This window comes from Kribbella sp. NPDC004875 (assembly GCF_042873375.1).
GTDB lineage: Bacteria > Actinomycetota > Actinomycetes > Propionibacteriales > Kribbellaceae > Kribbella.
The window spans coordinates 243,962-263,684 of the sequence record NZ_JBIALI010000006.1 but is presented as its reverse complement, the minus strand read 5'-3'; the positions used below and the strand labels follow the sequence as shown (position 1 = coordinate 263,684).

15 protein-coding genes are annotated in these 19,723 nt (G+C 69.0%); 1 reads left to right on the top strand and 14 read right to left on the bottom strand.

Features of this window, described 5'->3' with window-relative positions; translation table 11 throughout:
* Positions 1-40: 40 nt before the first annotated feature.
* The 11 genes from ACFYRH_RS31690 to ACFYRH_RS31640 all read right to left on the bottom strand — a co-directional run bounded on the left by ACFYRH_RS31690 (position 41) and on the right by ACFYRH_RS31640 (position 12,493).
* The gene (locus tag ACFYRH_RS31690) at positions 41-1,066 is read right to left on the bottom strand and encodes a Gfo/Idh/MocA family protein (protein WP_387783004.1); all 1,026 of its coding nucleotides are present in this window, start codon (positions 1,064-1,066) and stop codon (positions 41-43) included.
* Positions 1,063-1,923, bottom strand: a complete 861-nt coding sequence (locus tag ACFYRH_RS31685) for an ATP-binding cassette domain-containing protein (protein ID WP_387783002.1) — start codon at positions 1,921-1,923, stop codon at positions 1,063-1,065. Before ACFYRH_RS31685 ends, ACFYRH_RS31690 begins: the two co-directional genes overlap by 4 nt.
* Positions 1,920-2,966 carry an ABC transporter permease gene (locus ACFYRH_RS31680; RefSeq protein WP_387783000.1) on the bottom strand — a complete coding sequence of 349 codons (1,047 nt, stop codon included), beginning with the start codon at positions 2,964-2,966 and terminating at the stop codon, positions 1,920-1,922. Before ACFYRH_RS31680 ends, ACFYRH_RS31685 begins: the two co-directional genes overlap by 4 nt.
* A gap of 9 nt (positions 2,967-2,975) precedes the next feature.
* Positions 2,976-3,971: a sugar ABC transporter substrate-binding protein gene (locus ACFYRH_RS31675; protein ID WP_387782998.1), complete on the bottom strand. Its 996-nt coding sequence runs from the start codon at positions 3,969-3,971 to the stop codon at positions 2,976-2,978.
* A 78-nt stretch (positions 3,972-4,049) separates the two neighbouring features.
* Positions 4,050-4,943 (bottom strand): TIM barrel protein, encoded by an 894-nt coding sequence (locus tag ACFYRH_RS31670; RefSeq protein ID WP_387782996.1) that lies wholly within the window; start codon positions 4,941-4,943, stop codon positions 4,050-4,052.
* A complete protein-coding gene (iolD, locus tag ACFYRH_RS31665; RefSeq protein WP_387782994.1) occupies positions 4,943-6,856 on the bottom strand; it encodes a 3D-(3,5/4)-trihydroxycyclohexane-1,2-dione acylhydrolase (decyclizing) in 1,914 nt (637 codons plus the stop codon). The genes ACFYRH_RS31670 and iolD overlap by 1 nt, the downstream gene beginning before the upstream one ends.
* The gene (iolB, locus tag ACFYRH_RS31660) at positions 6,853-7,764 is read right to left on the bottom strand and encodes a 5-deoxy-glucuronate isomerase (protein WP_387782992.1); all 912 of its coding nucleotides are present in this window, start codon (positions 7,762-7,764) and stop codon (positions 6,853-6,855) included. The genes iolD and iolB overlap by 4 nt, the downstream gene beginning before the upstream one ends.
* Positions 7,761-8,639, bottom strand: coding sequence for a deoxyribose-phosphate aldolase (locus ACFYRH_RS31655; RefSeq protein WP_387783954.1), 879 nt, complete (start codon positions 8,637-8,639; stop codon positions 7,761-7,763). The genes iolB and ACFYRH_RS31655 overlap by 4 nt, the downstream gene beginning before the upstream one ends.
* Before the next feature lie 971 nt (positions 8,640-9,610).
* On the bottom strand, positions 9,611-10,567 hold the full coding sequence (iolC, locus tag ACFYRH_RS31650; protein ID WP_387782990.1) for a 5-dehydro-2-deoxygluconokinase: 957 nt from the start codon (positions 10,565-10,567) through the stop codon (positions 9,611-9,613).
* Positions 10,567-11,448 carry a sugar phosphate isomerase/epimerase family protein gene (locus ACFYRH_RS31645; protein WP_387782988.1) on the bottom strand — a complete coding sequence of 294 codons (882 nt, stop codon included), beginning with the start codon at positions 11,446-11,448 and terminating at the stop codon, positions 10,567-10,569. The genes iolC and ACFYRH_RS31645 overlap by 1 nt, the downstream gene beginning before the upstream one ends.
* A 46-nt stretch (positions 11,449-11,494) precedes the next feature.
* Positions 11,495-12,493: a Gfo/Idh/MocA family oxidoreductase gene (locus ACFYRH_RS31640; protein ID WP_387782986.1), complete on the bottom strand. Its 999-nt coding sequence runs from the start codon at positions 12,491-12,493 to the stop codon at positions 11,495-11,497.
* A 126-nt stretch (positions 12,494-12,619) separates the two neighbouring features.
* Between ACFYRH_RS31640 and ACFYRH_RS31635 the strand changes: the two genes are divergently transcribed.
* Positions 12,620-13,357 carry a GntR family transcriptional regulator gene (locus tag ACFYRH_RS31635; RefSeq protein WP_387782984.1) on the top strand — a complete coding sequence of 246 codons (738 nt, stop codon included), beginning with the start codon at positions 12,620-12,622 and terminating at the stop codon, positions 13,355-13,357.
* Positions 13,358-13,372: 15 nt separating this feature from the next.
* Here the strand turns inward: ACFYRH_RS31635 and ACFYRH_RS31630 are convergent, their stop codons facing one another.
* The 3 genes from ACFYRH_RS31630 to ACFYRH_RS31620 all read right to left on the bottom strand — a co-directional run bounded on the left by ACFYRH_RS31630 (position 13,373) and on the right by ACFYRH_RS31620 (position 19,654).
* Positions 13,373-18,235, bottom strand: coding sequence for an NAD-glutamate dehydrogenase (locus tag ACFYRH_RS31630; RefSeq protein ID WP_387782982.1), 4,863 nt, complete (start codon positions 18,233-18,235; stop codon positions 13,373-13,375).
* 115 nt (positions 18,236-18,350) lie between these two features.
* Positions 18,351-18,548 carry a ferredoxin gene (locus ACFYRH_RS31625; RefSeq protein ID WP_387782980.1) on the bottom strand — a complete coding sequence of 66 codons (198 nt, stop codon included), beginning with the start codon at positions 18,546-18,548 and terminating at the stop codon, positions 18,351-18,353.
* Positions 18,545-19,654, bottom strand: a complete 1,110-nt coding sequence (locus ACFYRH_RS31620; protein ID WP_387782978.1) for an NADH-ubiquinone oxidoreductase-F iron-sulfur binding region domain-containing protein — start codon at positions 19,652-19,654, stop codon at positions 18,545-18,547. The genes ACFYRH_RS31625 and ACFYRH_RS31620 overlap by 4 nt, the downstream gene beginning before the upstream one ends.
* Positions 19,655-19,723: the final 69 nt, after the last annotated feature.

The following is a 19,723-nucleotide window of genomic DNA, read 5'->3' as shown; positions in this document are numbered from 1 at the left end:
TCGGAACACACTGCTTGCATCCGGGCTGTCATCAGCACTGTCATCCGAGGACGGTGCCGCGGTCGGCGATCACCACCTCGGCAGGGCGACCGGTCTGCAGGGACTCGAGGCCGGCTTCACAGACGGCCGCGGCAGCGTAGCCGTCCCACGCACTCGGCCCGTCGATCTCACCGCGCACGGTGGCGTCGACCCAGCGCTGCACCTCGATGTCGTAGGCCTGTTCGAAACGCACCCTGAAGTCGGCCGGCATCGCGCCGCCCCACTGGCCACCGGCCCTGGTCAGTACGCCGGAGCCGAGACCGATCGTCGCGCTGCCGCGCTCGGCCACCGCTTCACAGCGGACCTCGTACCCGACCTGGAAGTTCACGAAAACCTCGACGTCGGCCATCGCACCGTTCGCCAGCTCGAACACCGCCAGCTGCGGATCGAGGACGCCGTCGCCGACCAGGCTCGTCGGTTTCGGGGTGTGCACGGTGATCCGGGTGATCTCCGCGCCGAAGAGCCACCGCGCGACGTCGACCTCGTGCACCATGGAGTCGCGAACGATCATCTCGCTGCGGAACGCCGGCGCGACCGACTTGTTGCGGTGCACGTTGTGAAGCAGCAACGGCCGCCCGAGCTCACCGGAGTCGAGCAGCTCCTTGAGAGCCGCGTACTCCGGATCGAACCGGCGCATGAACCCGACCTGGATCAGCTGCCGTCCGCCCTTGTGCTCGGCCTCGACGACCTCCAGCGCGGACGCCGCGTCCATCGTCAACGGCTTCTCGCACAGCACCGGCTTCCCCTGCTCCAGGCAGGCGAACAGCTGCTCGGCGTGGGCGAACCCCGGTGAGGCCAGAATCACCGCGTCGACGTCGTCGGCGGCGATCAGGTCCAACGGGTCGTCGACCACCCGGATGCCGGGCGACTCCACCGGGGCCAGCCTCGCGGCCAGTGCCTCGGCCCGTCCACGGTCGGCATCACAGACCGCGACCAGCCGCGCGCCCGCCGTCCTGCGTACGACGCGCTCGGCATGGTCGGCGCCCATGACACCGACGCCGACCACCCCGACCCGCAGATCGGTCATGGCTGTTCCTCCCGCTCGTCTCCGGTGTTCACGACCTTCTCGGGATTGATGTCCCGCAGCTCGTGGCTCAGCGCCTCCAGCTCGGACCCGCCGGCCATCTCGGTGGTCAGCTGCTCGAGCGTGATCTCCGACCGGTGCGTGTCCAGGGCGACACGGCCGAGCTTCAGTACGACGAAGTGGTTGCCGACCAGGTACGCGTGGTGCGGGTTGTGGGTGATGAAGACGACGCCGATGCCGGCGTCGCGCGCCTTCACGACGTACTTCAGCACCACACCGGACTGGTTCACCCCGAGTGCGGCCGTCGGCTCGTCGAGGATCAGCACCTTGGCGCCGAAGTGGATCGCCCGCGCGATCGCCACGCACTGCCGCTGACCGCCCGACAGCTTCCCGACCGGCTGCTCGAGGTCGGGGATCGAGATCCCCATCTTGGTCAGCTCGTCCTGCGCGATCCGCTTCATCTTCGCCGCGTCGAGCTGCCGGAACGGGCCCTTGGTGATCTCGTTGCCCAGGAAGAAGTTGCGCCACACCGACATCAGCGGTGCCAGCGCGAGGTCCTGGTAGACAGTCGCGATCCCGCTGTCCAGCGACTCGCGCGGCGAGGAGAAGTGCCGGTCCTCGCCGTTCACCGACATCCGGCCGGAGGTGTAGTCGTGCAGCCCGGCGATGATCTTGATCAACGTCGACTTGCCGGCACCGTTGTCGCCCAGCACGCAGGTGATCTCGCCCTGCCGGACCGACAGCGACACCCCGCGCAGCGCGTGGATGTTGCCGTAGCTCTTGCCGACGGCGTCGAGCAGCACGATCGGCGCGTTGGGACCGGCCGCCGCTTCGTCCGCGAACGACTTCGAGATGGTCATCGCGCCTCCGCCCGCTTCTTCACGACCAGGTTGACGATGGTTGCGAGCAGCAACATCGCCCCCAGGAAGGCCTTGAACCAGTCCGGGTTCCAGCCGGCGTACACGACGCCCAGCTGGACCATCCCGAAGATCAGCGCGCCCACCGCGGCGCCCACCACCGAGCCGTAGCCGCCGGTGAGCAGGCAGCCGCCGACGACCGCCGCGATGATGTACAGGAACTCCTTGCCGACGCCCTCGCCGGACTGCACCACGCCGTTCTGCACGAACAGCAACTGCATGCCGGTGAACCACGCGAAGAACCCGACCGTCATGAACAACCCGATCTTCACCTTCTTGACCGGTACGCCGACCGCACGCGCGGCCGCCGCGTCGCCGCCGACCGCGAAGATCCAGTTGCCGATCTGCGTCTTCTGCAGGACCCAGGCCGCGATCGCGACGAAGACGATCCACCAGACCACGATGATCTTGACGGTCACGCCACCGATCTTGAACTCCGAGGCGAAGATCGCCTTGGCCGCGTTGAAACCGTCCATGTCACTGATCGAGTTCGAGGCGACCGCGCCGGAGGCCAACCGGGTGACCGCGATGTTCAGGCCCTGCAGGATGAAGAACGTTCCCAGCGTCACCAGGAAGCTGGGCAGGCCGGTGCGCATCAGCAACCAGCCGTTGAACAGCCCGATCGCCAGCGAGAGCGCGAGGGCGACCACGACGCCGACCCAGACGTTCAGGCTGAACTGGTAGGAGAAGAGGCCCGCGGTCAGGCCGGAGGTCGTCACCGCGACCCCGGCCGACAGGTCGAACTCGCCGCCGATCATCAGCAGCGACACCGGCACCGCCATCACTCCGATCAGCGCGGCCTGGTACAGGATCGTGCCGGTGTTGTTGATGTCGCGGAACGGTGGTGCGGTGATCAGGAAGAACACCAGGATGACCGCGGCGCCGACGAGCGACCCGATCTCCGGCCGGCTCAGCAGCCGGGCCCCCAGCGACCGGGCCGAGACGCGATCGTCGGCCGAGGCGGGTGAAGTGATGGTCGATGCCATGGCGCTACCTCAGCGGGTCCCGTTCTCGGCGAACTTCAGCACCGTCGCGATGTTCGACTTGTCGATGAACGCCGGTCCGGTCAGGGTCGCCTCGCCACCGCCGATCGTGTTGCCGTTGGTCTTGTAGAGCCAGATCGAGTCGATCGCCAGGTAGCCCTGAAGGTACGGCTGCTGGTCGACGGCGAACTGCACGGTGCCGTCCTGGACCGCCTTCGCCATCTCCTTGCTCATGTCGAAGCTGCCGACCTTCGCCGCGGAACCGGCGTCCTTGACCGCCTGCACCGCGGTGAGCGCGATGCCCGCGTTCAGCGCGACGACGTAGTCCGCGGTCTTGTCCTGCTGGAGCTTCGACGTCAGCGTGGCCTGGGTTCCCGGCTGGTCGGTGCCGTTGACGTTGACGTTCTCGACGTTGCCGAACTTGTCCTTGATGCCCTGGCAGCGCGCCTCGAGGCTGACGTTGCCCTGCTCGTGGATGACACAGAGGACCTTCTTCGCCCCGAGCTGCTTGAGCTTCTCACCGGTCGCCTGACCGGCGATCCGCTCGTCCTGACCGAAGTACCCGATCGCTCCGGTCGTCTTCCACTGGTCGAGGCCACCGTTCAGAACGGAGACCGGGATGCCGGCCGCCACCGCCTTCTTGACGTTCGGGATCACCGCGTCGGGCTTGTTGAGTGTCACCGCGATCCCGTCGACCTTGGAGTCGATCGCGGTCTGCACGAGGTTGGCCTGTGCGGCTCCGTCCGGGTCGGCGGAGTACTGCAGCTCGATGTTGTCCTTCTTCGCGGCCGCCTCGGCGCCGCGGCGGACGATGTCCCAGAAGGTGTCCCCCGGACCCGAGTGCGTGATCATCGCGACCTTCATCCGCGGAGTGTCGGCGACGTTGCCCGCGCTGTCGCCGGAACTCTGCTCCTTCTGCTTGCCGCCGGAGGAGCTGCATGCGGCCAGCGCCGCGGCGAGTGCGACCGCCGCGACCCCGGCGATCGCCTTCTTCTGCCACCGAATCATGACTTGCCACCTTTCGGGTGAACCGCGGTCACTCCGCGGCATTGCATGGGACCAGAGAGTGTCACACTCCCGTGGCCGTCATCTCGATTCGCCACCCCCATGGGATCGCAGATACGCCAACGTCCGCTGTGCGATCGGCAGCGGGACGTCGGGCGCGCACGGATACATGTCCTGCTCGACGATCGCGAACACGTCCACATCCAGCGCCGCGAGCGCCGCCAGCACCGGTGGAAGCTCTGGTACGCCGTGCGGCGGCTCGCACATGACACCCCGGCGCACCGCCTCGTCGATGCTCAGCCCCTCGGCCTCCACCTGGGACACGATCGCCGGATCGACCTGCTTGAGATGGACGTAGCCGATGCGCTCGGGGTACTTCCGGATCAGCTCCAGGTTGTCGCCGCCGCAATAGCTGATGTGGCCGGTGTCGAGACACAGGTTCACCGCGGCGCTGTCGGTCTCCTCGAGGAAGCGCTCGACCGTGTCCTGCGTGTCCACATGACCGTCGGCGTGCGGGTGGTACTGCGTCCGCAGGCCGAACTCCGACAGCAGCCGCCGGCCCAGCTCGGTCACTGCCGCACCATGCCTCGCCTGGGCGTCGTGGTCCAGGCGCTCCTCGAGGATCTCGCCGTTGTCACCGCGCCACATGGACGGCATCACGACAAGATGCTCGGCGCCCATCGCCGCCGTCAGCTCGGCGGTCCGGGCGACGTCGCGCCAGGTCTGCTCCCAGCCGTCGGTCCGGTGCAGTTGCTCGAAGGTCGTACCGGCCGTCATCGTCAGACCACGCTGGTCCAGCTCGTCCTTGAGCCGGACCGGATCGGTCGGCAGGTAGCCGTACGGGCCGAGCTCGATCCGGGTGTACCCGGCCGCGGCCGCCTCGTCGAGGAACCGCGACCACGGCGTCTGCAGCGGGTCGTCGGCGAACCAGACTCCCCACGAGTCGGGCGCCGTACCGATGCTGACCTGGCCCATCAGCTGTCCCCCTCGGCGGGAGCCAGGTACGGACGCTGGGTCTTCTTGCTCTCCTCGTACGCCGCCGAGGCGGCGCGTGTGGACTGCAGCTCGGACACCTCACTGACCGGGACGTCCCACCAGGACTCGCTGTCCGGCCCACCGATCAGCGGGTCGGTGCTGACGTGGATCGCGATCGGGCCGTCGGCCGCCTTCGCCGTCCGGATCGCCTTCTCCAGCTCGGGCCGGCTGTGCACGTCGATGACCTCGAGCCCGAAGCTGCGCATGTTGGCGGCCAGGTCGATCGGCAACTGCTCCCCGTCCAGCCGTCCGTCGCCGGTCCGCCTGCGGTACGCCGTACCGAACCGTTGGGAGCCGAGGGACTCCGAGAGTGCGCCGATCGACGCGAAGCCGTGGTTCTGCACCAGCACCACGATGATCTTGATGTTCTCCTGAACGGCCGTGGCCAGCTCACTCGACATCATCAGGTACGACCCGTCGCCGACGAGGACGAACACGTCGCGGTCCGGCGCGGCGAGGCGGACCCCGAGACCGCCGGCGATCTCGTATCCCATGCAGGAGTAGCCATACTCGACGTGGTATCCCTTCGGGTCGCGCGTGCGCCACAGTTTGTGGAGCTCACCCGGCATCGAGCCGGCCGCGCAGACAACCACATCAGAAGGCTCCGACAATTCGTTGACGGCACCGATCACCTCGCCCTGGGTCAGCAGGCCTTCGGCGAGCTTGTCCGTCACCTCCGCGGGCGGGTTGAAAGTTGCGTCCACAGTTCCGTTCCAGTTCCTTGCGAGTTCCTGTGCTCGCGACGTGTACTGGTCCCCGACAGACCAACTGCCGAGTGCGGATCCCAACGAAACAAGGGCTTCCCGTGCGTCGGCGACGATCGGGAGGCCGGCATGTTTACCACCGTCGAAACGCGCCACGTTGAGGTTGAGGAACCGCACCCGCGGGTCCTGGAAGGCAGTCCGCGAGGCGGTCGTGAAGTCGCTGTAGCGGGTGCCGATCCCGATCACGACGTCGGCCGCGCGAGCCAGCTCGTTGGCCGCTGTGGTCCCGGTCGAGCCGACGGCACCGACCGATCGTGGGTGATCGAAGCGCAACGATCCCTTACCTGCTTGGGTTTCCGCCACCGGAATGCCCGTGCGTTCGGCGAACTCGCGGAGCGCATCCTCCGCGCCGGAGTAGTGCACACCGCCACCGGCGACGATCAACGGGCGCTCCGCGGACCGTAGGAGCTCGGCTGCCCGTTCGACGACCGATGCCTCGGGCAACGGTCGGGAGACGTGCCAGGTGCGCTCGGCGAACAGCTCGTCCGGCCAGTCGTAGGACTCGGCCTGGACGTCCTGCGGCAGCGCCAGGGTCACCGCACCGGTCTCGACCGGGTCGGTCAGAACGCGCATCGCGTTCATCAGGGCCGAAGGCAACTGCTCCGGCCGCCAGATGCGGTCGAAGTACTTCGACACCGGGCGGAACGCGTCGTTGACCGAGATGTCACCGGCGCCGAAGCTCTCCAGCTCCTGCAACACCGGTGTCGCGACGCGCGTCGCGAACACATCAGAAGGGAGGATCAACACCGGCAGCCGGTTGACGGTTGCGAGGGCTGCCCCGGTCACCATGTTGGTCGAGCCCGGGCCGACGCTTGCCGTGCAGGCGTAGGTCTGGAGCCGGTCACGAGTGCGGGCGAAAGCCGCCGCGGTGTGCACCATGGCCTGCTCGTTGCGGGACAGGATGTACGGCAGCGCCTTCGGGTCCTCGAGTTCGGACTGCAGCAACGCCTGGCCGACGCCGGCCACGTTGCCGTGCCCGAAGATGCCCAGGCAGCCGGCGATCAACCGTTGCCGGTCCCCGTCCCGCTCCGAGTACTGGACGCTCAGGAATCGCACCAGGGCCTGCGCGACCGTGAGACGCACCGTCATGACTCATCTCCTCCGAAAGGTTCAGCATGTCCGAGTGGCAGACGGGGATCGATGTGCTCGCTGTCCCACAACTGCCGGACCCACGCGTGCTGTGGGTCGTCCGTGATCAGCCACTGCCGCTCGGTCCCGGGGCCGGCCATCACGTTCAGGTAGTACATGTCGTAGCCGGGCGGCGCCATCGCCGGCCCGTGCCAGCCGTGCGGGACGAGCACCAGGTCGCCGCTGCGAACCTCCGCCAGGACGTCGATCGGGCGGTTGTCGGTGCCGTACACACGCTGGTAGCCGATCGGGTCGTTGCCCTTGACACTTTCCGGGGCGTCGTCGGACAGCTGCAGCTCGAAGTAGTAGATCTCCTCGAGCTCGCTCTCCTTCCCCGGCTTGTGCTCGTCATGCTTGTGCGGCGGGTACGACGACCAGTTGCCGGCCGGCGTGATCACCTCGCAGGCGATGATCGAGTCCGCGTCGAGAACTCCCGGCGTACCGAAGTTGCGGACCTGGCGGGACGCGACACCGGCGCCCCGCAGCTCGGTCTCCACCTCGTCGACCGCGATCCGCCGGAACGGGAAGTCGCTGGCGACCTTGGCGTTCGGGAACGCGATCCGGGCACCGCCGTGACTGATCACCGCGAACGTCGTACCGCGCGGGACGTAGGCGAGGTCGGTGGCGCCGGCGAAGACGTCCGCACGGCCGCCGAGCGGGACGCTCTGCCCGTCGACGATCACCTCGGCCGAGCCGCTGAGCGGGAGGACGAGGTACTCGCAGTCGCCGGTGTCGATCTCGACCGACTGCCCGGGGAGCAGCGTGCGGATCGCCAGGCCGGTGTGATGCCAGTCGGCCTCGCCGGGGCGCACCATCAGCTCGAATCCGTCGTGCGCGGTAGTCCCCGCGGGCCGGAACCACTCGGTCATGCGGCACCTCCGTGGACGAGTGTCGCGGCATGGTCGACAGCGGCGGCCACGTCACCGTCGGGCGGGAAGAGCAACGCGCGGCCGACCACCAGCCCACGCACCGACGGGAGGCTGAGCGCCTTGCCCCAGGACGCGTACGTCGCTTCCGGGGCGACTGTCGGGTCACCGCCGAGCAGGAGGGTCGGGAGGGTCGTCGCCTCCATCACACGCTCCAGTTCGTCGACGACCGGGAGCTTCAGCCAGGTGTACGCGCTGGTCGCACCGAGGGCGGAGGCGATGTGGATCGACTTGATCACCGAGTCCGGGTCGAGCAGGTTCGTCACCCGGCCGTCCTCGGCGCGGGTCGACCAGAACGGTTCGACCATCGCCATCAGCTTGTGCTCGGCGAGACCGGTGACGGCGGCGGCGCTGGATTCCAGGGTCGCGACCGTGCCGGGGTCGCCGAGGTCGATGCGGGTCAGCATCTTGCCGCCGTCGAGGCGGCGGGCGGCGATCTCGTCGGCGGTGCGGTACGCGGTGAAGCGGTCGTCGACCTCGAAGGTCGCGCCTTGGAGACCGCCGCGGTTCATCGAGCCGATGACGACCTTGCCCTCGAGCGCGCCGAGCAGCAGGAGGTCTTCCAGGATGTCCGGGGTCGCGAGCACGCCGTCGACGCCGGGTCGTTCGAGGGCTGTCATCAGGCGGCCGATCAGCGCCGGTCGGCTGGCCATCGCCATCCGGTCGCCGCGGACGCCGAGCGCACCACGGGCCGGGTGGTCGGCCGCGACGATCAACAACCGCCCGTCGTCACCGACCAGCGAACGGGTACGCCGCCGCTGCCAGGCCTCCGCCAACCGCTCAGGATGCCGGACCCGAATCTCAGTCAGCTCAGCCAGCCGCTCCCCATACTCCTGCCACGCCGAACCTCCCAACCGCCCACCACCCGGTTCCTCAGCCACCTCCCACCGAAGCTGCCCCGCCGCCAGCCCACCAGGCTGCTCAACGGGCTGCTCAACGGGTTGGCCAGTCGGCGGATCAACAGCCTGCTCATCCGCTTGCCCGACCGGCGCGTCCACCACCTGCTCGGCAACCTGCTCGCCCACCTGTGTTGGCTGATCCGCCCAATGCCCAGGAAGAGAGGTGGATGATTGCTCGCCCCCCTGCCCCTCCAACCAATCCGCCGCCGGAGCAGCCGACTGCTCCACCCGCTCCCGCTCCGAATGAGCCTCCGCCGGGACTGCCGGCTGCTCGCCGTGCTGCCCGTCCGACTGAGCCACGGCCGGAGCGACCTTCTGCTCAGCCCGCTGCCCCTCCGGCTGAGCCGTCGACGGGGCGGCTGGGGGCTCGGGCCACCGGCCCTCCGGCTGCGGCGTGGGTGGGTGCTCGGGGCGTCGCTCGGTCGGCGGACCGGCCGGGGCGGCGGGTGGTTGGTCGGGTGGGAGTTGGAGGTTTGCGATGACTGTGGTTTGGCCGTCGGGTGCTGGCTGGGGTACGGCGGCCTCGACTGTTACGTCCTCGTCGTCAGGTGGTGCCGAGGGGCGGATGTGGGATGGGCCGCTCGGGGTCTTCGGGATCCGGTGGCCCTCGGCCGGGGTCCGCTGTGCGACGACTGTCAGGTCGTCGGCGTTCGAGCGTGCCGCGACCGTCGGTTCGCTCGCGTCCGGGCGGCGCGTGGCGACGGTCGGGTCGTTCGCGTCCGGGCGGCGCGTGGCGACGGTGGGGTCGTTCGCGTCCGGGCGGCGGGTGACGACGGTCGGGTCGTTCGGGCCCGGGGTGAAGACGGTGGCTTCGTCGTCGGGGGTGGTTGCGGGCCGCTGGATCGGGATCGGGCGCGCGTCTTCGCGGTACGGCTCCTGGTCAGGTCTGTTCATGCTTGGTCACCCATGTGGGAGAGGACTTCGGTGGTCGTGGGCATGGCGGTGGAACACTCCAGGCGGGAGGCGACGATCGCGCCGGCGACGTTCGCGAACCGGATGGCCTTCTCCAGCGGCCACCCGGACAGCAACCCGTGGCACAACGCCCCGCCGAAACCGTCGCCGGCACCCAGCCCGTTGACGACCTCGACCGGGTACGGCGGGACCTCGACCCGCTCGTCCCGGGTCCGCGCCAGCGTGCCGCGCGGACCCTGTTTGACGACGGCGAGCTCCAGCCCGCGGTCCAGCAGCGCCTGCGCCGCCTTGTCCGGGTCGGTCTCGCCGACCGCCACCTCACACTCCTCACGGTTGCCGACAGCAACCGTGCAGTACTCCAGCGCCCGGCTGACCTGCTCGTGCGCCTCGCTCGGATCGGCCCAGAACATCGGCCGGTAGTCCAGGTCCAGGACCGTGATCGCCGCCCCTGACCGACCCCGCCGTCCCCGGGCTTCCCAGGCCGCGAAGTGCGCCGACCGCGACGGTTCCGCGGACAACCCGGTGACCGTCGACCAGTAGATCCGCGCGTCCCGGATCGCCTCCAGGTCGAGCTCCCCGGGATTGATCACCAGATCCGGCGCCTTCGGGAACCGGTAGAAGTACAGCGGGAAGTTGTCCGGCGGGAAGATCTCGCAGAACGTGATCGGCGTCGGCAGCCCGTCCACCGGCGTCACGAACCGGTCGTCGACACCGAGCTCACCGAGCGTCCGGTGGATGAACGTCCCGAACGGGTCGTTCCCGGTCCGGCTGATCACCGCCGACTTCCGCCCGTGCCGCGCCGCCGCGACCGCGACGTTCGTCGCGCTACCGCCGAGGAACTTCCCGAACGACTCCACGTCCTCCAGGTGCGTCCCGGCCTGCAGCGGGTACAGGTCGACCCCGATCCGCCCGATCGTCAGTACGTCGTCCACCATCAGACCCGGCCCGCAATCTCCCGCAGGTGCGCGATACTCGCCCGGACATCGACCACCGGCCCTTCGCCGGTCGGCCGCTGCGGCAGGATCGTGTCCTGCTCGAGCACGTACCAACCGTCGTACCCGGCTTCTTCGAGGGTCGCGACGATCAGCGTGATGTCGATGTCACCGGCGCCCAGCGGCCGGTACATCCCTTGCCGTACGGCGTCCGTGTAGCTGACCTCACCCGCTTGGACGCGCGCGGCCCACGCGGCGTCCACGTCCTTCAGGTGCGTGTGCCGGACCCGGCCGGTGTGCTTGACCACGAGCGCGACCGGGTCGACGCCGCCGATCAGCAGGTGCCCGGTGTCGACGGTGAGGCCGATCGACGAGCCGTTCAGGATGTGCTCGACGTCCTCGGCGTTCTCCACCATCGTGCCGACGTGCGGGTGGATCGTCGCCAGCACGCCTCGCGCGGCGGCGAGCTCGGCGAGCTTGTCCAGGTTCGCGAGCAGCGTGCTCCAGCCCGTCTCGTCGAGCACGGGACGGTCGTCGTACCCGTCCTGGCCGGTGGCCGCGGCGAGGACCAGCGTGGTGGCGCCGGCCGCGACGAAGCCGTCGAGCGCCGTCGTGACCTCGGGCGCCGGGTCGTACGCCGGGTCGTGCAGGACGACCGGGACGAACCCGCCGACCGCCCGCAGGCCCACGTCCGCGAGGGTCTTCGCCTTCTCGGCGGGGTCCTCGGGGAGGAAACCGTCCGGACCGAACTCGGTCGCGGCCAGGCCGGCGTCCCGCATCTCGGCCAGCACCGTTTCGGGGTCGAACTGCCAGCCCCACCCCGGAACCTCGCACACGCCCCAGGAGATCGGGGCGCCGGCGATACGGTCCACCAGCTCGGTCATCGGCAGTTCTCCTCTGTTCTGGGTTCGGATGGTCTGGGTTCGGACATCAGGCGATCTCTTCCAGCGTGACAACTCGGCCCTCGCGGCGCGAGAGTTCGCACGCATCTGCCGTCCGGAACGCCTGGTAGGCGTCGCGGACGGTGCACGGCACCTCACGGTTGCCTGCCACAACTTCGGTGAACGCGGCCAGCTCGGCGACGTACGCCGGGCGGAACCGGTCCATGAACGTCGCATGCGGCGGACCGCCCGGGAAGGTCACGCCCTCCTCGGCGGACCGCAACGCGGTGTGCTCGTCGAGCCCGACCGCGACCGATCCGAGACTGCCGAGTACCTCCATCCGCACGTCGTGCCCGGCCGCGTTGTACCGGGTGCCGCTGACCGAGACGAAGGTGCCGTCGTCGAGCGTCAGCAGGGCGGCTGCCGCGTCCACGTCGCCGTACTCGCCGAAGAATGCCTCGCCGCGGTTCGCGCCGGTGGCGAACACGCTGACCACCTCGCGGCCGGTGACGAACCGGATGATGTCGAAATCGTGCACCGTGCAGTCCCGGAAGAACCCGCCGCTGGTCGGGATGTACTCGGCCGGCGGCGGGAACGCGTCGTTGGTGTTCGCCCGGATGTGATGGATGAACCCGAGCTCGCCGGACCGGACCTGCGCCGCGGCCGTCTGGTACCCGCGGTCGAAGCGGCGCTGGAAGCCGATGTGCACCGGTACGCCGGAGTTCTCCACCAGCTCGACGACGCGCTTGGTCTCGGCCAGGTCGATCGCCACCGGCTTCTCGCAGAACGTCGGGATGCCGGCCGCGAGTGCGGCCTCGATCAGCGCGGCGTGCGCCGACGTGGCAGCGGCGATCACGAACCCGTCCGGCCGGCCCGCCAGCAGCGTGTCGACGTCGGCCGCGAACTCCAGGCCGAGATCCTTCGCGACCAGTTCCGCGCGGCCCGGGTCCGCGTCGGCGACGACCACCTGTTCCACCGCCGGCAAACCCTTGAGCGTGGCGGCGTGGAACGCCCCGATCCGCCCGGCCCCGACCAACCCGATCCGCATTCCGGTCACCCTTCTGCTCGTTGCGTAGCGTCGTCAGCTTTCCGGGCGGGCGGCAGGGGTGTCAATATTTTGTTAACACATTTTCACGTCGAGACATACATACCTGCACCATGTAACATCCCGGCCATGGTTGCCCTTCCGGTCAGTATCGATCGGACCAGCCCGGTGCCGCTCTATCACCAACTGGCCGAGCAATTGACGTCTGCCATCACCGACGGCTCACTGCGCCCGGGCGACCCGTTCGAGAACGAGATCGCCATGTCGGACCGGCTCGGCCTGTCCCGGCCGACGGTCCGGCGGGCGATCTCCGAGCTGGTCAACCAGGGCCTGCTGGTCCGCCGGCGCGGCATCGGCACCACCGTCGCGAACCAGATGGTGCACCGCAAGGCCGAGCTGACCAGCCTCTACGAGGACCTCGCCCGCGAGGGCCGGGCGCCACGTACGGAGGTCCTGTCGCTGGACTGCGAGGCCCACGACGACCGTGCCGCCACGGTGCTCGAACTGCCGGCCGGCACCCCGCTGGTCTCGATCGTCCGGCTCCGGTACGCCGACGACGTACCGCTCGCGATCATGCGCAACTGGCTGCCTCCGGCCCTCAACGACCTGACCCTCGAGCAACTCACCACGAACGGCCTGTACTCCGTCCTGCGCGCCCGCGGGATCCGCCCGACGGTCGCCCGCCAGCGCATCGGCGCCCGCAACGCGACCGCCGAGGAACGCCGTACCCTGCACATGTCCAAGGCCGAACCGCTGGTCACGATGACCCGCTCCGCCTACGCCGCCGACGGCTCCCCGGTCGAATACGGCAACCACTGCTACCGCGCCGACCAGTACTCCGTCGACGTCGTAGTGTCGGAACGCTGAAGTGCCAGCCGCAACCTAAGCCTGGTTGGCGATCAGCGTCCTGACCAGGCGGAGGCCGACCGAGAGGTGGGCGAGCTCTGGGCCTTCGGTCTCGACGATCTCGTCCAGCATGGTGGCCGCGCGGGCCAGGGCCGTGGCGTTGCGGTCCTGCCAGGCGATGACCCGGTCCTCGGGCTCGGCCGAGGCGTCGGTGCTCGCCAGGACCTGACGGGTCAGGCGGGCGTGTACGGCGTGCAGGTCGTCGCGCAGCGCGGCGCGGGCCATCGTCTGCCAGCGGTCCGTCCGCGGCAGGCCGATGATCCGCTCCAGGAAACGGCCCAGCTGCAGCCGCTCGCCGAGCGCGAAGTGCACCTTGGCGACCTCGAGGATGTCGATGTCGTCGCGAGACGCGGTCTCCACGATCCCGAGCCCCGCGTACGCCGGCGGCAGCACCGCGATCCGGGTGGCGAAGTCGTCCCCGACTCCCCGCTGCACCAGGGCCTCGCGACGCTGTTCGAACAGCGCCAGCTCGCGACCCCGCAGTACCTCGGGAAGCGCCGTCGTGAGCTTGGCGATGCCAGGCCCGAAGAACTCGATCAGCTCCTCGATGTCGACCGGTGGCCGCCGGTTGCTGACCAGCCAGCGGGTCGCGCGCTCCACCAGCGTCCGGGTCTCCAGCCGCATGTGCGACTGCGTGTCGGCGTGGACGATGTTGTCCAGCTCGGCGTTGCGCGACAGCAGCTCCGGCTGCGCGAAGATCCGGGACGCCGCGAGGTTCGCCCGGACGACATCCTCGACCGTCCCGCCGGTCTCCAGCGAGAGCCGGTGGTACGCCGTGATGCCGGACGTGTTGACGAATTCGTTGACGACCTGCGTGGTGATGATCTCCCGGCGCAGCTGGTGGCTCTGCACCTGGTCGGGGAACCGCTCCTGGATCGCCTTCGGGAAGTAGCTGGCCAGTTTGTGGGCGAGGAAGGCGTCGTCGGGCAGCGACGTCTTCAGCAGCTCGGCCTCCAGCACGATCTTCGTGTACGCGATCAGCACCGAGAGCTCCGGCGAGGTCAGCCCGCGCCCCTCGGCCTTGCGCCGCTTGAACTCGCTGACACTCGGCAGGAACTCCAGCTCGCGATCGAGCAGGCCCTGCTTCTCGAGGCGCCGCACCCAGTCCTGGTGGACGTGCAGCAGCGCCGGCGCCTGCGCGGTCGCGTTCGCCAGCGCGATGTTCTGCCGGTAGTTGCTCTTCAGCACCAGGGTGCCGACCTCGTCGGTCATCGACGCGATGATGTCGTTGCGCTGCTTCTCGGTCAGGTCGCCGTCCGCGACCACCGTGTCCAGCAGGATCTTGATGTTCACCTCGTGGTCGGAGGTGTCCACGCCGGCCACGTTGTCGATGAAGTCGGTGTTGATCCGGCCGCCGGCCGCGGCGTACTCGATCCGGCCGAGCTGGGTGAATCCGAGGTTGCCGCCCTCACCGACCGCGCGGGCGCGCAATTCGGCGCCGTTGATCCGGATCGGGTCGTTGGCCTTGTCGCCGACGTCCGCGTTCGACTCGGCGGCCGACTTCACGTAGGTGCCGATGCCGCCGTTCCAGAACAGGTCGACCGGTGCCTTCAGGATCGCGTTCATCAGCTCGGCAGGCGTCAGCGTCGGCGCGCCGCTCTCGATACCGAGCGCCGTCCGCACCTCGGCGGAGATCGGGATCGCCTTGTCGGTCCGCGGGAACACACCGCCGCCGGCGGAGATCAGCGACGCGTCGTAGTCCGCCCAGGACGACCGCGGCAGCTCGAACAGCCGCCGCCGCTCGGCGAACGACCTGGCCGCGTCCGGCGCCGGGTCCAGGAAGATGTGCCGGTGGTCGAACGCGGCGACCAGCCGGATGTGCTCGGACAGCAGCATCCCGTTGCCGAACACGTCGCCGGACATGTCACCGACGCCGACGACGGTGAAGTCCTCGCGCTGGCAGTCGTGGCCCATCTCGCGGAAGTGCCGCTTGACCGACTCCCAGGCGCCGCGGGCGGTGATCCCCATCGCCTTGTGGTCGTACCCGACCGAGCCGCCGGACGCGAACGCGTCCCCGAGCCAGAAGCCGTACTCCTTCGCGACACCGTTCGCGATGTCCGAGAACGTCGCCGTACCCTTGTCCGCGGCAACGACCAGATAGGCGTCGTCACCGTCGTACCGGACCACGTCCCGCGGCGGAACGAGGTCACCGGCAACGATGTTGTCGGTGATGTCCAGCAGCCCCGAGATGAACGTCTTGTACGACGCGATGCCCTCGGCCAGCCACGCGTCCCGGTCCACCGACGGATCGGGCAGCTGCTTGGCGTAGAACCCGCCCTTGGCGCCGACCGGCACGATCACCGAGTTCTTCACCATCTGCGCCTTCACCAGGCCGAGCACCTCGGTCCGGAAGTCCTCGCGGCGGTCCGACCAGCGCAGCCCACCGCGGGCGACCGCGCCGAACCGCAGATGCACACCTTCGACCCGTGGCGAGTACACGAAGATCTCGTACGCCGGCCGTGGCTGCGGCAGCTCCGGGATCGCCTTCGGCTCCAGCTTCAGCGAGATGTACGACCGCGGCTGCCCGTCGGGGCCCGGCTGGAAGTAGTTGGTCCGCAGCGTCGCCTTCATCACGGTCAGGTACGACCGCAGGATCCGGTCCTCGTCCAGGCTCCGCACCGTGTCCAGCGCGGCCAGGATCTCCTTCTCCAACTGGTCCGTGCGCATCACGCGCTCCGGGTCGTCCGCTGGGCCGCGCGCCGGGTCGAAGCAGTTCTCGAACAGCTGGACCAGGAGGCCGGCGACGTCGACGTGGTTCAGGAACGTGTTCTCGATGTAGGACTGGCTGAACGGCGTGCCGCCCTGGCGGATGTAGCGCTGGTACGCGCGCAGGATCGAGACCTGCCGCCAGCTGAGGCTGCCGCGGAGCACCAGTGCGTTCAGGTTGTCGGACTCCGCCCGTCCGTCCCAGACCGCCCGGAACGTGTCGGAGAACAGGGTGCGCAGCTCCTCGCGCTCCTCGGCGTCCTCCGGTGCCTTCAGGCCGAAGTCGTAGATGTAGGCCATCGTGCCGTCGTCGCAGCGGATCTCGTACGGGCGTTCGTCGATCACCTCGACGCCCATCGCGGTGAGGTGCGGCAGTACCTGCGAGAGCGACAGCGCCGATCCGGTCCGGAAGACCTTGAACCGGCGCTCGCCTTCCCACTCCTCCTCGATCGGGCTGTAGAGCGACATCGCCAGTCCGTTGTCGGCCGGCAGCCCCTCGAGCACGTGCACGTCGTTGACCGCGACGCGCGCGTCGAAGTCCTCCTTGTACGCCTCCGGGAACGCCTGCGCGTACCGGCGGGACAGCTTGGCCACCGCGCCGTCCCCGCCCTGCGCGTGCAGAGCGGCGTTGAAGTCGTCCTCCCAGGCCCGGGTCGCCTCGATGACCTGCTGTTCGAGCAGGTCGGCGTCGTACTCCCCGACCGTCTCACCCTGCTTCATCCGGACCACGAAATGCACCCGAGCCAGCACCGACTCGGTGACGTAGGCGGCGTACGTGACCGACTCGGCGCCGATGGCGTCCTTCAGGATCTGCTGCATCTTCAACCGGACCGCGGTGGTGTAACGGTCGCGCGGCAGGTAGACCAGGCAGGACAGATACCGGTTGTAGACGTCACGGCGTACGAACAGCTTGACGGCGCGCCGCTCCTGGAGGTGCAGCACCGACTGCACGATCGGCAGCAGGTCCTCCACCGGCGCCTGCAGCAGCTCGTCGCGCGGGTACGTCTCCAGTACGTCGAGCAAGCCCTTGCCACTGTGGCTGTTCGGGTCGAAGCCGGTCTGACGGAACAGCTCCAGCGCCTTGCGCCGCAGTACCGGCACCTGCATGACGCTCTCGGTGTACGCCGTCGACGAGAGCAGCCCGATGAAGCGGCACTCCCGGACCGGGTTGCCGTCCGCGTCGAACTGCTTGATCCCGACATAGTCGAGGTACGTCGACCTGTGCACCGTGGACCGGGAGTTCGCCTTGGTCAGGATCAGCAGCTTCCGCTCCTGGGCCTTGGCGCTCACCTCCGGCGGCAGCTTGCCCGAACCCGGCTTCGGGTCCGGCCGGAGGATGCCCAGCCCGGTCCCGGGCCGGCCGCGCAGGATGCCCTGCGCACCCTCCATGGTGAAGTCGTACTCGCGGTAGCCGAGGAAGGTGAAGTGCTCGTCGGCGAGCCACTCCAGCAGCTCCCGGGCCTCCTCCACCTCGCTGTCGGGGACCGGGAGGTCGGCGGCGTCCAGGCCGGCCGCGATGCTGACCGCCTTCTCGTGCATCTTCGGCCAGTCCTCGACCGCCTCGCGGACGTCGTTCAGCACCTTCTGCAGGTCCTGCTCGAGGGCGCGGTGCTCGGCGACGTCCGCGATCCGCTCGATCTCCAGGTGCATCCAGCTCTCACGCACCAGGTCGTGCCCGTCCGCGGTGGCGCTGTCGTCGAGCACCTCCTGCAGCGTGCCGGCCATGTCCCGGCGGACGACGAACTGCGGGTGGATGAGGAGCTGGAGCTCGAGGTTGCGGTCGGTGATCGCCATCGACGCGCTGTCGACCAGGAACGGCATGTCGTCGATCACGATCTCGACCACCGTCCGGCCGCTCGCGGACCAGCCGTGCTCCTCCAGCGTCGGGGTGAAGACGTGTACCTTCGCGGTCCCCTGCGGGCGGGACATCGCGGACCGGTAGTGGTGCCGCGCGGCACCCAGGCAGTCGTTCGGCTGACGCTCGGCGACGTCCTCGGCGGCGACATGCCGGTAGTACTGCTCCAGGAACGTCCGCAGCTTGCCCGGGTCGACCAATTTGTCGTGCCCATGAGTTCCCGCGGCCACCGCTTTCGCGAGCACATCTGCCTTCTGGACGTCCAGCTTGCTCTGCATTCCCCACCGTCTCCACACGTGACGTCGGCGTCGCTCGCGCCGGACCGCACGACATTGTGCGGTCACTCAGAGATTAGTCCACCACTGTCACTGGTGTGGTGTCGGGACGGAGCTGTCAGCGTTTGGTGAGGCGGAGTGCAAGTGCCGGGCAGGCGAGGACCGCGCGACGCGCGTCCGGGAGCTCACCGGTGGTGATTTCGCGGCCACGCAGAACCGGGAATCCCCACTCGTCCAGAACGACGTCGTCGGGCAGCAGGCCGGCACACAGCCCGTGCCTGTCGCACCGGGTCCAGTCGATCTCCAGCTTGCTCATCGCGTACCTCCCAGCACACCCAGCACCGGCCGGCCGCATCCCTGACCGCTCAGATGCCGGTGGATGTCGTCGTCCAGCACCTCGAGTGCGGACATCAGGAACCTCGCGGTTCCGTCGGGGTGGGCGCAGGCTCCGCGCCCGGGAACCAGTCCGAGGTGCCGCCGGGCGTCGTGCCAGCCCTGCGGGTCACCGACGGTGAGTCTGGCGAAGTCGTCGACCAACGCTGCGAGACCGAACACACACGGCCCGCACTGCCCGGCCGACTGGCTTGCCAGCCACTGGGCGACCTGGGTGACCTCACCGAGCGGGCAGGTCCGCGATCCGAGCGCTACGACGATTCCGGCGGACGCCTCCGGGCGCTGCAGCGTCAGACCGTCGGTCTCCGACAGCCAGCGGCCGTGGTAGCCGCCGAGTAGGACGGGCCCGGCTTCCGCACCGGCGTACTGCAGGACTGTGTCGAGTGGCACACCGGTGGGCGTCTCGATCACGCCAGGTCGCCGTACGGCGCCGTCGATCGTCAGGAGCTGTGTACCCGGCTCGCTGATCAGACCGGTGCTGCTGAAGCCACGGGACCCCAGACGCGCGAGTACGGCGAGCTGCGCGAAGGTCTCCACGTTGGACAGGAAGGTCGGCCGCTGGTGGTAGCCCTTGCGCGTCGGCAGCACTCTGCGGCCGGGTGGTACCGCAGTACCGCCCTGCAACCCGCTGAGCACTGCGCGGGCTTCACCCGCGACGAAACGGCCCGGAGTGTTTCGTACTTCGATCGCGACGCGGTCGTCACGCTCCACGAGGGCTTCGCGCACCGATGTGGCCGCGGCTGGGTCGTGTACGGCGATCAGTACGTGCGGCGCGCGCAGTGCGCGGGCGAGATCGACTGCGGCGTCCAGGATGAGATGGGGCGACCGGGTGAGGAGAAGGCGGTCCTTGCGGCTGAGTGGCTCGCTCTCTGAACCGTTGACCACCACTGCCTCGACACCACGCGCTGGGAGGTCCTGCAACTTCAGTGCAACCGGGAAGGCGGCACCACCGCGGCCCCTGAGTCCTACGGCTTCGGCGAGCTTCGTGTAGTCGTCGCGGGTCAGCTTCGGTTGGCTGCCGTGAGTCAACAGATGACGCTGGAGGTCCAGCCGCCCTTGATCAAGCCCAGCCAACACTCTGGCCTCACCGATGACTCT